The 14,571-nt window shown below is 71.0% G+C and carries 18 protein-coding genes; 9 read left to right on the top strand and 9 right to left on the bottom strand.

The window, feature by feature from the left end:
• Window positions 1-27 precede the first annotated feature (27 nt).
• Both A3IC_RS0150355 and A3IC_RS63750 read right to left on the bottom strand, forming a co-directional pair.
• On the bottom strand, window positions 28-1,179 hold the full coding sequence (locus A3IC_RS0150355) for an AAA family ATPase (RefSeq protein ID WP_026219687.1): 1,152 nt from the start codon (window positions 1,177-1,179) through the stop codon (window positions 28-30).
• A gap of 212 nt (window positions 1,180-1,391) precedes the next feature.
• Window positions 1,392-2,327 carry a cytochrome P450 gene (locus A3IC_RS63750; protein WP_205354021.1) on the bottom strand — a complete coding sequence of 312 codons (936 nt, stop codon included), beginning with the start codon at window positions 2,325-2,327 and terminating at the stop codon, window positions 1,392-1,394.
• A gap of 202 nt (window positions 2,328-2,529) precedes the next feature.
• On the opposite strand from A3IC_RS63750, the gene A3IC_RS61260 reads away from it, so the two are divergent.
• Both A3IC_RS61260 and A3IC_RS0150335 read left to right on the top strand, forming a co-directional pair.
• Window positions 2,530-2,949 (top strand): ATP-binding protein, encoded by a 420-nt coding sequence (locus A3IC_RS61260; RefSeq protein WP_245600004.1) that lies wholly within the window; start codon window positions 2,530-2,532, stop codon window positions 2,947-2,949.
• A 366-nt stretch (window positions 2,950-3,315) separates the two neighbouring features.
• Window positions 3,316-3,564, top strand: a complete 249-nt coding sequence (locus tag A3IC_RS0150335; protein WP_020557641.1) for a hypothetical protein — start codon at window positions 3,316-3,318, stop codon at window positions 3,562-3,564.
• Window positions 3,565-3,617: 53 nt separating this feature from the next.
• Here the strand turns inward: A3IC_RS0150335 and A3IC_RS0150330 are convergent, their stop codons facing one another.
• From A3IC_RS0150330 to A3IC_RS0150315, 4 genes are all read right to left on the bottom strand, one after another.
• Window positions 3,618-3,851 (bottom strand): hypothetical protein, encoded by a 234-nt coding sequence (locus A3IC_RS0150330; protein WP_020557640.1) that lies wholly within the window; start codon window positions 3,849-3,851, stop codon window positions 3,618-3,620.
• Window positions 3,848-4,186 (bottom strand): DUF6247 family protein, encoded by a 339-nt coding sequence (locus A3IC_RS0150325; protein WP_020557639.1) that lies wholly within the window; start codon window positions 4,184-4,186, stop codon window positions 3,848-3,850. Before A3IC_RS0150325 ends, A3IC_RS0150330 begins: the two co-directional genes overlap by 4 nt.
• Window positions 4,187-4,370: 184 nt before the next feature.
• Window positions 4,371-4,937: a GNAT family N-acetyltransferase gene (locus A3IC_RS0150320; RefSeq protein WP_020557638.1), complete on the bottom strand. Its 567-nt coding sequence runs from the start codon at window positions 4,935-4,937 to the stop codon at window positions 4,371-4,373.
• On the bottom strand, window positions 4,937-6,241 hold the full coding sequence (locus A3IC_RS0150315; RefSeq protein WP_026219685.1) for an NsdA family TPR-like regulatory protein: 1,305 nt from the start codon (window positions 6,239-6,241) through the stop codon (window positions 4,937-4,939). The genes A3IC_RS0150320 and A3IC_RS0150315 overlap by 1 nt, the downstream gene beginning before the upstream one ends.
• Before the next feature lie 409 nt (window positions 6,242-6,650).
• Between A3IC_RS0150315 and A3IC_RS0150310 the strand changes: the two genes are divergently transcribed.
• The 6 genes from A3IC_RS0150310 to A3IC_RS0150285 all read left to right on the top strand — a co-directional run bounded on the left by A3IC_RS0150310 (window position 6,651) and on the right by A3IC_RS0150285 (window position 9,877).
• Window positions 6,651-6,884: a hypothetical protein gene (locus A3IC_RS0150310; RefSeq protein WP_158696441.1), complete on the top strand. Its 234-nt coding sequence runs from the start codon at window positions 6,651-6,653 to the stop codon at window positions 6,882-6,884.
• Window positions 6,881-7,294, top strand: coding sequence for a hypothetical protein (locus tag A3IC_RS0150305; RefSeq protein WP_158696440.1), 414 nt, complete (start codon window positions 6,881-6,883; stop codon window positions 7,292-7,294). Before A3IC_RS0150310 ends, A3IC_RS0150305 begins: the two co-directional genes overlap by 4 nt.
• Before the next feature lie 85 nt (window positions 7,295-7,379).
• Entirely contained in the window at window positions 7,380-8,222 is an 843-nt protein-coding gene (locus tag A3IC_RS66525; RefSeq protein ID WP_245600002.1) for a radical SAM protein, read from the top strand.
• On the top strand, window positions 8,177-8,491 hold the full coding sequence (locus A3IC_RS72260; RefSeq protein WP_245600000.1) for a hypothetical protein: 315 nt from the start codon (window positions 8,177-8,179) through the stop codon (window positions 8,489-8,491). Before A3IC_RS66525 ends, A3IC_RS72260 begins: the two co-directional genes overlap by 46 nt.
• A gap of 169 nt (window positions 8,492-8,660) precedes the next feature.
• Window positions 8,661-9,515, top strand: coding sequence for a hypothetical protein (locus A3IC_RS72255; protein ID WP_245599999.1), 855 nt, complete (start codon window positions 8,661-8,663; stop codon window positions 9,513-9,515).
• 26 nt (window positions 9,516-9,541) lie between these two features.
• Complete coding sequence (locus A3IC_RS0150285; protein ID WP_020557630.1) at window positions 9,542-9,877, top strand: MazG-like family protein; 336 nt, start codon at window positions 9,542-9,544, stop codon at window positions 9,875-9,877.
• 75 nt (window positions 9,878-9,952) lie between these two features.
• On the opposite strand, the gene A3IC_RS0150280 is transcribed toward A3IC_RS0150285, so the two are convergent.
• Both A3IC_RS0150280 and A3IC_RS0150275 read right to left on the bottom strand, forming a co-directional pair.
• On the bottom strand, window positions 9,953-10,522 hold the full coding sequence (locus tag A3IC_RS0150280; RefSeq protein WP_020557629.1) for a cytochrome P450 family protein: 570 nt from the start codon (window positions 10,520-10,522) through the stop codon (window positions 9,953-9,955).
• A gap of 177 nt (window positions 10,523-10,699) precedes the next feature.
• Window positions 10,700-12,019: an MFS transporter gene (locus tag A3IC_RS0150275; RefSeq protein ID WP_020557628.1), complete on the bottom strand. Its 1,320-nt coding sequence runs from the start codon at window positions 12,017-12,019 to the stop codon at window positions 10,700-10,702.
• 274 nt (window positions 12,020-12,293) lie between these two features.
• Here A3IC_RS0150275 and A3IC_RS0150270 point away from each other — a divergent pair, with 274 nt between their 5' ends.
• Window positions 12,294-13,385 carry a DUF5937 family protein gene (locus A3IC_RS0150270; protein WP_026219684.1) on the top strand — a complete coding sequence of 364 codons (1,092 nt, stop codon included), beginning with the start codon at window positions 12,294-12,296 and terminating at the stop codon, window positions 13,383-13,385.
• Window positions 13,386-13,425: 40 nt separating this feature from the next.
• Here the strand turns inward: A3IC_RS0150270 and A3IC_RS0150265 are convergent, their stop codons facing one another.
• A complete protein-coding gene (locus tag A3IC_RS0150265; protein ID WP_020557626.1) occupies window positions 13,426-14,511 on the bottom strand; it encodes a helix-turn-helix domain-containing protein in 1,086 nt (361 codons plus the stop codon).
• Between the last annotated feature and the right edge of the window lie 60 nt (window positions 14,512-14,571).

The following is a 14,571-nucleotide window of genomic DNA, read 5'->3' as shown; positions in this document are numbered from 1 at the left end:
CGGGCCGAGTCCGTTCGACGCCGCTCGTCACGACTGCACGGCCGCGACCAGGCGGTCGCGGACAGCGGCCAGTTCGGCGCCGAGGTCGGTTGCCGCGAAGCCGGCGTCGATCTCGCGCAGCACCGCCTCCAGCCGCAACCGCCGGTCGCCGTCGGTCGGACCCGACCCGAAGCGGGCGAGCAGGTCCCGTCCGTTCTCCGCGAGTCGGCGCGCCCGCGCCGCGCTGCCGTGTGAGTACTCCTCGGCGGCGTGGCACAGGCTGCCGCTGCCTGCCGCGCCGATCAGGTCGGCCAACACGTCGCGCGCGGCCGCCTGCGCGTCCGGCGTCGATGCGATCAGCGGCAGTGTCCACAGGTCGCCCGGTTCCGCTGCCAGACGCCCGTCCAAGACGGCGGCCGCGGCCACCAAGCGTTGCGAGCGCACCGCCCGACGGTCGGTGATCGGCACCCCGGCCGCCCGCATCCGGCGCACCGCGGTGGCCAGCACGGGTCGCACCGAGGCAAGCCGGCATGATTGCGCAGCTTCGGAGAGGCGATCGATGCCGGACAGCGCATGCGGCGAAACCGGAGACACAAGCCCGGGGGTCGAGAACGTGTCACCCTCCTCCAGCAGTTCCTCCAACCGTGCGTCGGCGACCGGCTCGACGAACACCCGGGCCAGGAAGCGGTCGGCGAAGGCCGCGAGTGAGGGGTCCTGCGGAACGTGGTTCGCCGCTCCCACGCACACCCGCAGCGGCGCCGCGGACACGGTGGCACCGCGCCGGAAGATCCGCTCGTTGAGCAGGCCGAGCAGGGTATTCAGGATCGCGGTGGAGCCGAGGAAGACCTCGTCCAGGAAGGCGATTTCCGCCTCCGGCAACATCCCGGCCGTCCGGATCTCGACGACCCCCTCGCGCAGGCGACGCAGATCGACCGGACCGAAGATCTCGTTCGGTTCGGTGAATCGGCCCAACATGTACTCGAAGTAGCGGCCACCGAGTTGCTCGGCGATCCGCCGCACCGCCAACGACTTGGCCGTGCCGGGAGCCCCGATCACGAGCAGATGCTCACCCGCGACCGCACACAACGTCACCACTTCGGCGACCACCTCGCGATCGACCAGGCCCACCCGCGCTGTCGCCAACGCGTCGCGCACCGCGATCGCGTCCTCCTGAACCCGCATCGTCTCCGGAACGAACACTCGGAAAGTCTATGCACCGCACACCGCACACCTGTGCGCGTTTCGGCTTACGAACGCGCCCACCGCGTCCCCGACGGCCGCATGCCGGAATCGGCATGGGCTCGGGTTCGGCACGTACCCGGACAACCCGTTGGGGTGGATGTCGGCCGGTATGCGGTGCGGTGCCGGCGCCGGGCCCGGCAAGGGTCCGAATCAGCCGGGTAACCGGTTGATTACGGACTGATTCGGAAACGATGGCAGCCAACCGCGCCGTCGCGTGGCAGCATCGTGGCATGGACGAGCATCCGCAGCCCGAAGTCGAGCCCGAATGGCTCGACCACGACGACTTCGAACGGCTCATGGCCGAGGTTCTCCCCACCCCGGAGCCACAGTTGCCGCCGCTCTCCGACAAGCGCGTCTACGAGCGCACCACCGGCGGGGACACCGGCTGATGATCGACTCGGCCGAGCGGTATGCCGGTGGCCGATGTCGGAGGCACCGGCGTTCGTAGCCCACCCCGACCGCCGCGGATCAGCGCCGAGAGGCCGATGGTCGAGGTTGGTCAATCGGTGGTCGGGGTCGGCCCGTCGCGGAAAGGCCACCGCCGCTTCCAGGCGGGCGAGCATCGCGCCGACGCAGAAGTGGATCCCCGCCCCGAAGCTCAACGAGCCGCTCTCGGCGCGCCACGGATCGAACCGCTGTGGTTCGCGGTAGCGCACGGGATCCCGATTGGCGGCCCCGATCAGCATCAGTACCTCGCCGAAGCGCGGCACCGGCACCCCGTCGACCGAGAGGCCGTCCCGGAGCGCGATCCGCGAGGTCAACTGGATCGGCGAGTCGTACCGCAGCACCTCCTCGACGAAGTCGGCCACTGGCAGGGACCGGTCGGCGAGCGCAGCGCGCACGTCGGGATGCTCGCGCAACAGCGCGAGGCCGTTGCCGAGCAGGTTCGTGGTGGTCTCGAAACCGGCCACCAGCAACAGCACCAGGCTGGCGATCAGTTCGGCGTCACCGATCGCCTGCCCCGGGTCCTCGTCACGCAGCCGCACCAGCGCGCTGACCAGATCGTCCTGCGGTCGCGCCCGGCGTTCGGCCACCAAATCCGCGAAGTAGCCGCCGAGTTCATGCCCGGCGTGATCGGCCGCGGTCGAATCGGCGTCGAGCGACATGACCTCCAGCACCCTGGTCAGGTCGTGGGCCGGGCGCCGGAAACGATGGCGGTGCTCGTGTGGGGCAGCGTGTTCACGATCGTGGCCGGTGTCGTCACGGGGGTGTGGCGGCTGGGGCGGGCGGTCGCCCGTACCGGCCGGCGGGTGGAGACGTTCACGGACGACTCGTACGACGAGACGCGCGGCGGCGATCATGGCCGAGGTGTGCGAGTTCGAGGGCCACGGGTACGCCGAGGAGTTGGCGCGGCGGCCGGAGTCGGCCGGGGACGCGCGCCGGTTCGTGTCGACCGCGCTGCGGGTCTGGCGGATGGACCACGTGATCGAGGACGCGCGCCTCGTTGCCACCGAGCTGGTCACGAACGCGCTACGGCACGCCGAGGAGGGACCGGTCCGGGTGAGTATCTGCCGCAAGGCTGCCCGGCGACGGGTGCGGATCGCGGTCGTGGACCAATCCGACACGGTGCCGCTGTTGCGTGCGGCCGGGCGGGACGCCGAGGCGGGACACGGGTTGCTCATGGTGCACGAGCTGTCGGGCGGCTGCTGGGCGACGGACCTGCTCGCCGTCGGGAAGCGGGTGCGGGCCGACATCTACGTGGGGGACGGTCGGGGTGAGTGGACGTGACGGCGATGGTCACCGCGAACTCCTCTATGTCCTGGCGTTGCTCGGGCTCTATGCGCTCCTTGCCGTCGGCATCGCGTGCGGGTAGGCACGCCCGGCGGCGGCCGGTGCATCAGCGGTGGGTGATCGGTCGGTGCGCCCGGTGCGGTAACGCGGACGTCACCGTGGCCTGGTTGTGGTGTGTCGCCTCCGATCCCGCGTGCGCCGGGGTGGGCGTGTGTGTGCCGTGCGTGGGGCAGCTCGAACAGCTCGTGTGGGAGCGCACGTACACGTGGACGCTCGGGGGCGTGGGTCGGGAGGTGAGTGGTGAGGACATGGTCGTGCAGGGAGTGCGCGGAGTTCGCGCGGCGGGGGCGTGAGGGCTCGTCGGTGGCGCTGTACAACCTGGTGCTCCACCACATCCGGGTCCACAAGACGACCGGGCTTCGGGTCGTCGGGTGCGCGGTGTGCCTGCGGTGGGACAAGCCGACTCCGATGATCAAGCCGAAGTTCGCGGCCCGGCTGCGGTTGCAGCATCACGTCGAGCACGAACTACGGATCGTGTCGGACGACGGGCGGTTGAGGTTCGCCGATATGCCTTCCGCGCCGCGGCGTGGTCGGCGGTCCGCCGCATCTTGATCCATCGTCCGCTCCCGGCCGTGCGATTCGTCGCGCGGCCGGGGCAGGCGGACTCAGCGCACCTCGATGATGGTCACGGTGACGTGCGTGTCCTCGATCTGGAACGTCGCCTCGTACAGCTCGAAGAACCCCGTGATCCGGACGTTCTTGCTGCGGGTGGGGTTGCCGACGCGCCAGGGATCGGCGGCCAGGGATCGGGTCAGTGAGGCGTACGCGGACTGTCCTTCGGGGCTCAACGACCGGATTTTCTGCTGGACCTGCCAGAGCGATTCCACGCGGTAGCTCACGTGTCCTCCTGATCGGGTGGGGGCCAGGCGGTGACGGTGTCGACGGGAAGGCCCGCGTTCAGGCGGGCGATGATCTCGGCGTTGCGGTCGGCGTCAGGGCTGCGGCGGAGCCACATCTCTCCCTGCCACTGGGCCAGGACGTGGGCGAGCTGCGAGAGGTCTCCGAGGTCGTCCGCGACCTTGAGCGCGTGGCGGAACTCGTCGTCGAACTCGGCGCGTAGGTCGGCGGGGAGTTCGGCGCGGATCTCGCCGGGGTCCGGGTGGCGCGGCCCGCCGGTGTGGATCGTGACGTCCGGCGTGTGGGGGTGGGTGTCTCGAGTGTCGTGCTCGTCCATGGGGCCAGCGTGGCACCGGGTGGGGCTTGATCGGAAGCCGCGCGAAGGAGTGCGGTGGGGGGTTGCCGGGCGCGCTCGGGTGGAGACGACTCCGCCCCGCTTCGGCGGACCGGGCGGGGCGGACCAGCGTTCGTCGGTCAATCAGCTCGACGCCCGGCGAGGGGCGTCGGCACGTGCGGGCCGGTCAGGCTTGGGCGGGCTGCCCGCCGAGTTCGAGGACCATGGCGCTGTAGACCGGCGCGCCGTCCCAGGGCTGCGACAGGCCGACGGTGCGGTAACCCCACGACGCGTACGCGGACTGCGCCGGGGCCGCCTCCGGTTCCGGGCGGACGGTGAGTGTCACCCGCTCGACGTGCAGGCCATCGAGTAGCGCGGCGTGGAGAGCGGCGGCGATACCGCGTCGGCGCCACGCTTCACGGACCGCAAGTTCGAGGATCACCCACGTGCGGTTGCCGTCCTCGCGCGTGAAGTCCTCCGCAAGGACCTGCTCGACGTTGGTCCACCATCCGGTATTGCGAGGAAGGAAGTATCCATAGGTGAAACCGATGACCTCGTCGCCGTCGCGGGCGATGACCAGCCGCATCCCCGGCCGCTGCGTGTGGAGCAGGTAGTGGTCGATGAACTGGGCCACGTCGCTGGGGCCTTCGCAGTACGGGGGTTCGGCGTAGACCTCCTCGTAGGCCGGTAGGAAGGTGTCGAGTTGTCCTGCGGCCTCTCGGCCCTCGTATCGCCCGTAGGCCACCTCGGACATCACGCTGCCCCCTTCGTTTCCACGTATTCGGCCAGTTCCTCGGCGGCTTCCCGGGCGGAGACGGCGTCGACGGCGCGTAGCGCGCCGACCACCTCGGTGAGGCGTCGTTTGACGCGGCCCGACTCGACCTCTTCCAAATCGCCCAGGCTTCCCACGGCTTGGGCGGCGCCTTCGTCCACTTCCCCGGCGCCGATCAGGCCCCGGGCCAGAGTGAGGCGGTACAGGGCCCGGTTGCGTCCGTAGTTGGCCTCCTGGTGGGCAAGCGCGGCGCGGAGGAACCCGGTCGCCGCTTGGTGGTGGCCGAGTTCGGTGTAGAGGAGTCCCTGCGCGTAGTCCAGTTCGGCATGCCCGTGGAAGGCCGCCCACTCGGGCGAGGGGCGCCCGCGCCTGTTGCGGTCGACGAGCCGCATCGCCTCGCTCATTCGGCGTCGAGCGGATGTGTCGTCGGCCAACAGCGACAGGGCGCGTGCTTCCCGGGCGGCAATGAGGGACTGGAGGATCGGCGACCCGAGGCGGGTCGCACGGTCCTGGGCAGCGCGGGCCAGGTCGAGGCCGTCGCGGGGCCGGCCCTCGTGGCATGCCTGGAGGCTCATGGAGGAGAAGACCAGGATTTCGAGGTTGGTGTCGCGGAGCATGGTCGCCGTCGTCAGGGCCTCGCCCCAATAGCGTTTCGCGTTCTCTTGGTTGTCGGCGTCGTAGTACAGCCAGCCGCAGTGTTCGGCGATCTCCCCCGAGAGGAGCCGAAGCTGACGGCCGATCGTGTCCGGGTACTTGCCGGTGTTGATGATGCGGCGGACTCGGCTCAGGTGGCGGACGGCCAAAGATCGAACGTCCCTGCCCCCGTACGCCGCGTCGAGCTGGAAGAGGACGTGAAGACCAGCCCTGAGCTCCAGGAGATGTGTGGTGCCGATGGCGCCGGTGCCTCCGGCTGGGCTCCGTGAGAGAGCTTGGGCGGGCAAGCCAACAGCGGCGGCTGCGCCGATGGAGTCGGACAGGAAAGCCCGTCGATCCACGCCGGTGCCCTTCCGTGTGGGGAGTGGTGCACTCCCCACGGTGGCACCCGGTGGCGGTCCGGGGAACCCAATCTCACTCGGGCAGACGGCGAACATGGCGTGGAGGGTCTTCCAGGCGCGCGCCCGGGGTGCAGGTGGGTCGGGTTGACGCCACCGGCGGTACTGGCGGTCGGTCAGTGTGACCGCTTCGCCGAGCACGTCGGCCGCAGCGTGGAAGGCCCGTAAAAAGTCCGCCGGCTTGTCCCAGCCGTGCGCGAGACAGGCGACCTCGAAGGGGGTCAGCTCCGGCACCGCGTCACCTCCGTGATCTGCATCACGACGACGGTAGCGACTTCCGGGGCACCTAAGACCGCTGACCTCGAAAAGTCCGCCCGAAAAGTCCGCTTGAAGGTCCGGCCGGGTCGGTTTCCCGGGAGTTGGCTTGAAAGCGAGACCCACAGATTTGTCCCCTGCCGCCGTCCGTTCCCGGTCGCACGAGACGGGCGGCACCCGGGCCCGCAGTCCCCTTCGGGCGTGGCTGCGGGACCGGTCCCCCTTTCACCCCACGCCCGGCCTGGGGAAGCGCGCCCACCGCGCGGGGTCGGGCGTGGGGCACCGACGAGAGCACGACAGCGCGTGCATGGAGGTTCGAATGGTCGAGTTGATGTCCGGGTGCGAGACGTGCGCGGATCTGGCGAGCCGAGGGCGGCGGGGCCGGTCGATGGCTCTGCACGATCTGGTGACGCACCACATCGAGGTCCACGGGACCGTGGGCCGGGTGTTGCCCGGGTGCACGGGGTGCGCCGGGCGGCAGGAGTACGCGCACATGGTCGATCCGGCCTTGGCGGAGCGGTGGCGTGTGCGGCACGGGGTGGAGCACGCGCTGAGGATCGTCGACGACGGCCCCGACCTCCCCTTGCGGTTCGCGGACATGCCCCGGGGTGGTGGGTCGTGAGGGACCGGAGAGACGTCGACCCGGAGAAGTTGCGGCGCCTGGACGATGCGATCGAGAAGGCGGGCGCTGGGTGGTATCTGCCGCGTGAGCCTCACGACTCGTACCTGACAGAGGTGTACGAACACCCCGACCGTGGGGACCTGTACGACGCCCTCGACAACCCGGACGGGGCGAAGGTCACGGTCCTCAGGGAGTTCCCGTCGAGCGGGTCGGGGCCGGTCTGGTTCAAGGTGCTGCCGGCCGGCCTCGACGTGGACGACATCGGGGCGCGCCGGCTGGTCGGTACTCCGGCTCAGGTCCACGACTGGTACACGGACTACCGGCAGTTCCTGATCGACACCGGTTGGCGAATCGCCGAGTCGACGAGCATCAACGTCGAAGTCATCGAGCCGGCTCGGCTCGTCTCCTGATTGCCCATCGAACTCCCGCCCCCGGCCGTGCTGTCGTGCGCCCGGCCGGGGAGCGGGCCCATTCCATCTCATCGTGGGGGTGCACGTGACCGCACGTCCGATCAGCACCGGGGACCAAGCAGCAAGTTGCTACTTCCGAACGACGGTTGACCACCCGTACCGCAAGGCTCTCATCCAGGTCTGCGAGCCGTGCAACGAGACGTGCAAGCACTGCTTCGTCTCCGCGACGAAGCGCGGCGCGTACATGCCGCTGGACGCAGTTCGCGGCCGGCTCATCCCGCAGCTCGCAGCGGCACGCGTGAACCGCGGGACGTTGACCGGCGGTGAGCCGTTCATGCACGCGGACCTGATCCGAATCACGGAGGCGTTCCGCGCGGCCGGGATGGGTGTCGGTGTGTGCACGAACGCGACGATGGTCACGGCAGAGCAGGTCGCCCGTCTCGCCGAGCTGGGCGTGCACATGAACGTGAGCCTCGACGGGTTCTCGCCCGAGTCACACGGCGTGTTCCGGGGCCGGCCCGAGGGCTTCCAGGAAACCGTCGACACCGTCAGGGCGTTCGGGGAGGCGGGCATCCTGCAAGGGCTGTTGTGCACGCCGAACAACCTGGCCCAGGACGAGGAGTACGGGCAGCTCTGCACGTTCGCGAAGGAGCAGGGCGCGCGGTACGTGCTGATGAATCCGCTCGGGCCGATGGGGCGCGGGGCGTCCCGCGGCTCCCAGCGGCTCCGCCGGCCGGACGACCACATGCGGCACATCCGGGACCTGGCGCTCCCGTTCGCCGATGACGACTTGGACCTCACGCTCATCCGCTTCCCGAACGACTCGAAGCCGCTGGCGGGCTGCGAGGCCGGAACGATCATCTACGTGTTCACCGACGGTGCGTGGCGATCTGCCCCTACTTGGTTTTCGCCGCGCGGACGCGGGTGAGCCAACACCCGGACACGGATTTCCTCGTCGGCAACGTCTGGGAATACGACGACGTCGCCGAACGGCTCGACGCCTACGGGAAGTTCAGCGACCGGTGGGATCTCGGGGCGAATCCGACGTGCGGCGGCTGCTCGATGTCGGCCGCGTGCGGGAAGGGCTGCCCGGCCGCGGTCGTTGCCGCCGGGGAGCGTATCGGCGCCGTCGACACGGAGCAGTGCCCAGTGGTCCCGGGGCAGTCGCGCATGCTGCCCGTGGTCGGTGCGTCGTGAGCGGGGTGTTCGTCACGATCGACGGGCCGGGCGGTATCGGGAAGTCCACGGCCACGGCGGCCGTCGCGCTGGAGTTGCGGACGATCGGCGTCGCGGTGTGCCAGACCCGGGAGCCGAGCGATACCCGGTGGGGCTGCTCGCGCGGAACGGCACCGACACGTACCGGGGTATGGCAATGGCGTGCCTGATCGCGGCGGACAGGTACGCGCACCTGAACGAGGAGATCCGGCCGGCGCTCGCGCGCGGCGAGACGGTCGTGTGTGACCGGTACGTTGCCTCGTCGCTGGTGCTCCAGGTCTTGGACGGCGTGGACCTCGATGTGGTGTGGGAGCTGAACCGGCACGCCGACTTGCCCGACGTCGCCGTGATCCTCAACGCCCGCACCGACGTGATCAAGGCGCGGCTGACCAACCGTGGCGCCCACAGCCGGTACGAGCGCGACCCCGGCAGCACCGCGCGGGAATGCGCGGCGTTCCGCGAGGCCGCTACGTTCCTCATGGCCGCCGGCGTCCGCGTCCTCCGACTCGACGCGAGCGACGAAGGCCCGGCCGCCGTCGCCAGTGCCGTGGTCGCGGCCGTCAGGGGCCCGTGGCGGTGGCTGAGGGAGTGCGCTGCGGCGCTTCCCGACGGCCGGACCGGCGCCCGGGTCGTGCTCGGAGACCTCAACGTCCTGGAGCCTGATCACTCGCCGCGCTACCGATTCTTCGCCCCGTTCGAGTACGACTTCTACGGGGCGTTCGGCCGAGCCGGGTACGCGGACGCGTTCCGGACGCTGCATGCGGACGCGCGCGAGTATTCGTGGGTCGGGAAGACCGGTGACGGATACCGCTACGACCACGCGCACGTCTCGGCCAGCCTGGGCGGCACGCTCCTCGGCTGCTCGTACGTCCACGAGCCCCGCACCGGCCCGGACCGGCTGACCGACCACTCGGCGCTCACGGTGCGGCTCGCCGTCCCCGCTTCGGTGCCGCTGCCGGTAACCGACCCCACGCAGGCTGAGGAGCCCGTGGCCGCCCTGTTCTGACACCCGTACGACCGTGGGAGAAGTGGATGGACGAGAACACCTGGGAACAGATCAACCGGCTCCGCCGCTGGTTGGACGAGAACGCCGGCGAGCAGACCGAACGGGAACGCACGTTGCTGCGCGTGCTCAAGGTCGGCGAGGAGTACGGCGAGGTCGCGGAGGCACTGCACGGGGCTCTCGCCGCAAACCCCCGGAAAGGTGCGTCGCACTCGTGGGATGACGTGCGGAAGGAGCTGGTGGACGTCGCGGTAACGGCGCTCGTCGCACTGGCGACACTCGGCCCTGACGGTGAGAAGGAGTTCGACGCGCGGCTTCAAGACCTCGTGGATCGTGTCCTGTCTCCGTCCGCAGAGAACGGGTAGCGGCCTGACCGTGTTGAAGGCGCAGCAGTTTTGGCCCTCACGGCAACGGGGGTAACGGTCGCTGGGGCTGGTTCGTTAGTAGGACGGACGTGTTTCGGCCATCGGCCGGGGCGCGTCGGGTCGCCCTCCCTCGGGTGGATTGGTGGCCGGCGGGTGGCCGTGCTCCGCCAAGCCGGCGGCCCGTTGAGCAGGGGTTCGGCGTCGTATTCGGCGCCGAACCCCTGCCGTGTTTTCGGGGTGCGCCCGGCCGTGCACCCATGGGTGCACGGCCGCGTGACGATCCGGGTAGTGTCGGGCTGAAACGGGCCGAGACGGTTCGTGTTCGTCGAGGTCGCGGCGTTTGCGCAGGTCAGAGGTGCCGACAGGAAACAATGGTGGATTGTTCATCAGGATCGACCGGCCGAATAGTTCCCACGACCGGGGGCGCGGCTCGTCGCCCAGTACCGCCGCACTGGCCTCGCGGTCCAGCACGCCGAACTCGCGGTCACGCAACACCCGATCGGCCGCCGCGTAGCCGGTGACCAGCACGAGCGTGTCGGTCACCGGCAGTACGGGGCCGAGTTCACGGGCCTGTTCGTACAGCGGGAAGGGATTCGCCCGAGTCTGCGGAGCAGTGAGCTGGTCGAGCACCGCGATCGCGTCCATGTTTGCCCTCTCGTCCCCCGTCGCCGGCCGCCGCCCCGGCCGCTACTGGTAGATCAACTGCACGCAGGGGTATGGGAGTTCCCGTACCCTCCGGTTGGCTGGAAGCGCACTCCCGTGTGACCGGACAGACCTCGTGCGGCGAGTTCCGGCCGCGCGTCCCGGATCGGCGGCAGGTTTTCACGGTGTGGGCGGTCGGGCGACACGGACCGGATTCGCCCGCGTTCCGCTTGCCGGGGTGCGGTCGTCGGGGGCCCAGCGGTGGATTGCGGCGGCTGCCGTCAGGGTGGTGGCGGTGAGGGAGGCCCACAGTACGCCCGGGCCCCAGGCGAACAGTGCCGTCAACACCGCCGGTGACGCGGCCATGCCGATGCCGTGGCCGAGTTGGAATCGGGCCAGGGCCCGGCCCAGGCGGTGGGCGGGCGTGGTCGCCACGATGAGTGCGGTGGCGCTGCCGGTGTACATGATCTCGCCGGCCGTGTAGAGCACGGACACCAGCGCGATGGCCGCCGCGCCGGCCTGGCCGCCCAGGCCGCCGGCCGCCCAGAAGCCCAGGTAGGACACGCCGAGTACGAGGCCCGCGCCGGCCGGCGCCGAGCGTCGGGGGCGGCGGGACAGCCACACCACTACGGCGATCTGCGTGGTGACGACGATGAGCGTGTTGGCCACGAAGATGCCGGCGGACCAGGCCGGGGACGCGTGCAGTTGGGTGACGAGTACGGCGGGCAGCGCCACTTCCAGCACGTTGAAGCAGAACGCGTAGGGCAGGTTGGCCACATCGAGCACGCCGATCCGGCCGCCCGTTCGCTTGCCGCCCGTTCGCTCGCCGCGCGCCCCCTTGCCACCCACCCGCGTGTCGGCCACCCGCCTGTCGGCCGCCGGTTCAGCCGCACCCCGCGACCCGGGCCGGCCGGTGCCGGTCACGCGCATCGATCGGACCAACAGCGCGGCGACGGTGTAGCCCAGCCCGGTCACCGTCGCGAGCACCCGCAGGGCTCCGGTACCGCCGGTCATCGTCAGCGTCGCGATCAACGCGCCGGCGCCCAGACCCGCGTTGCGCAGCGACCGCCCCGCGGCGAGCGCGGCGTCCCGATAGCGCTCGTCGGCCACCGTGCCGACCAGCGCGGCGTGCGCGGGCGGCCAACACTGGTCGCCGATCCCCAGGAACAGCGCCGCGACGGTGAATCCCCACACGGCGGAACCGCCCACTCCGGCACCGGTGAGCAGCAGCGCCGCCACACCCAGGACCCGGATCAGCATCGCACCGGCGACCGGCGCGCTCCGGGCGCCGCGATCGATCCACCGGCCGAGGAAGGGCACCGTGGCGAGCCCGAGCAGCATGCCGATCGACATCGCCGTACCGGCCCGAGCCACGCCCAGTCCCAGCACCTGGACCCCATAGAGGAGCAGGAACGGCCGCAACATCCCGGACCCGAGCGCGTCCACCCCGAGCGCGACGGCGTAGCGCGGACCGCCCGAGGCACGCACCAGCTCGCCCAAGGGCGGCCGCTCCGGCCGGTCCGGCCGCGTCCGCCCTCTCGGGTCGTCACCCACAGGCGGGCCCGAAGCCACAGCCGCCCCCGCGGTCACCACCGGGCTCGCAGCCACCGCCGCGTCGGAAGCCGGTCGGGTCGCGAGTGGTATGGAAGGCGGTCGCGCCGGAGTCGTCGTCATGGGCCAAACCGTCGTCGGCCCGACCCGGCCGGGTCACCTCGATTGACCGTTGTCGTCAATCGGCTCCGGCCCGCCGACCGGCACCTGCGATGATCCCGCCGTGAGCCTGACCATCGACATCACGGGGGTACCGCCCGAGCACCTGCTGTTCGGGGCCTCCCCGCTCGCCGAGTTGACCGCGATGCTGCATGTGCTCGCCGAGCCCGGGCATCACCCGGCGCACCACGACTGGGTCGCCGAGACCCGGGAGGCGCTGCGACCGGAACTGGCGGACAAACTGCTCGAAGCGGAATTCCTGTGGCGCTCGTCGCGGGCGGACTTCCTGCTGCCGGGCAGGCCCGGAGCGACCCTGGCCGACGAATTGGACGAGGTGGACCGCCTCGACGACGACGCCTACGTGTCGACCGCGCTGGTCGCCACGTGCGGAACCGACCGATTGCTCGTCGGCAACCCGTCACCGTTGCGCGACTCGAACACGCGCGACCGCGTCCTGAACCTGGCGCACGCTCGCGGCCCACGTCAGGTGTCCTTCGCGGATCGGTTGATCGCGGATCCGCCGATGGTGCGGGCCCGGGTGCGTCGGATGTTGGAGGACTGCCGGGACGCGTTCTTCACCGCGACCTGGCAGCGGGTGTACCCGCGGCTGACCGCCGATCTGCGGTTGAAGGCGGATCTGATGGCCCGGCGCGGCGTCGCCGACACCCTGGCCTCGGTCTCCCGGGCGATCGACCTGGACGGGCCCCGGCAGCGGATCGTGGTGGACAAGCTCCAGGACCACGCGACCAGCGCGGTGGGCGACGGGGTGACGTTCCTGCCCACGGTGTTCGGCGCCCCGCATCTGGTCGTGGTGCACGCACGCGGTTGGCGTCCGGTGCTCCAGTACCCGGTCGCGGTCACCGACCGGGACGTCCGGCAGCCGGTCCCGATGGACCTGGCACGGCAGCGCTTGGAGGCGCTGTCGCATCCGGTCCGGCTGCGTCTGGCGCGCACCCTCGCCCGCGGCTCGCACACCACCGGCGAACTGGCCTCGGCCTGGGAGCTGACCGCGCCCGAGGTTTCCCGACACCTGGCCGTACTGCGCAAGGCCGGGCTGCTGCGAATGCGGCGGCGCGGCCGGTATGTGCTCTACGACCTGGACGCCTCGGCGACGGCGACGCTGGGCACGGACCTGATGGCGGCGATGCTGCGCTGAGGTCGACGGGGCGGCCCCGGGGACCGCTCCGGGGAGCGACTCAGCTCGCCGTTCGCACCCGAAACACCGACCGCCCGGCCGCCGGTCCCACGTGTTCCGTGAACAACTTGGCGACCAGTTCGCCCCGACTGGCCACACCGACCTTGGCCAGCACTGATTTGATGTGGTCGCGCACGGTGTGTGTGGAGATGTGCAGCCGGCGGGCGATGTCGTCGGTGCCCAGGCCGCCCGCGATCAGGCGGGTGATCTCGCTCTCCCGCCCGGTCAGTTCGTATGCCTCGACGATGATCGCGGCCACCTCGGACGCCGGGGCCGCCTCGATCATCACCACGGTGAACGCGTCGTCGCCGCTGAGCCGAGACGCGTGGCACACCAGCCAGCGGCCGGCCCGGGTGAGCACCCGCACCCGGCCGGTCCCGGCCGCGGCCAGGGTGGCGATCCACATCGGCAGCGCGCCGTCCGCGTCCTCGCCGACCACGCTCGCGATCCGGTCGCGGGCCTGCTCGTTGGCCGAGACCAGGCGTCCGGCCCGATCGAAGAGCAGTACGCCGGTCGCCTCGTCCGCCTCCGCCAACTCCTCGACGGTCGCCTCGCCCGGCCGCAGGAAGCCGCGCAACCGCCCGGCGAGGGGAGCCGACAGGCCCGCGACCAGTTCGGTGTCGGCGGCGGTGAAGGCCGGTCGGTCCCGATCCCGGAACAGACTCACGCTGCCCCACGGACGGCCGGCCACCCGCAACACCGCGCGCAGCTCGTCGCCGAATCGGCGCGGGCGCAGGTACGCGTCGTAGAGCGGACTGGCCTCGGGACGATCACCGGTGCTCTCGCGCAGTGCCGCCGCCGGGACCCGGGCGTGCACGAGGGCACGGAACGCGTTGACCGTGTCCGGGTCCGATTCGCTGGTCCAAAACGCCGCGCAGCCACCCGCGTCGATGTTCTCCACCCGAATCGGCGCGGCGATCAGCCCGGTGAGCGGGTCGGTCGCGCGCCACACCGCCGCGTCGAACGGCACCATGCGGCGCAGCCGCACCGACGCGGTCGCGAACAGCGCGAGCGCGTCGGGCGCCTCGGCGGCACGGGCCAGCAGTTCGTCGCGTTTCCAGCCGGCGCTGTCGGGTCGGCGGGTCATCGGGGCTCCGTTCCTGGTCGGACACGCGGGCGGGCTTCGGAGGGATCGGGTCGGCGGCCC

It is taken from the genome of Embleya scabrispora DSM 41855 (assembly GCF_000372745.1).
Classification (GTDB): domain Bacteria; phylum Actinomycetota; class Actinomycetes; order Streptomycetales; family Streptomycetaceae; genus Embleya; species Embleya scabrispora.
The sequence above is the reverse complement of the archived record's forward strand: the minus strand, read 5'-3'. Positions and strand labels throughout refer to the sequence as shown.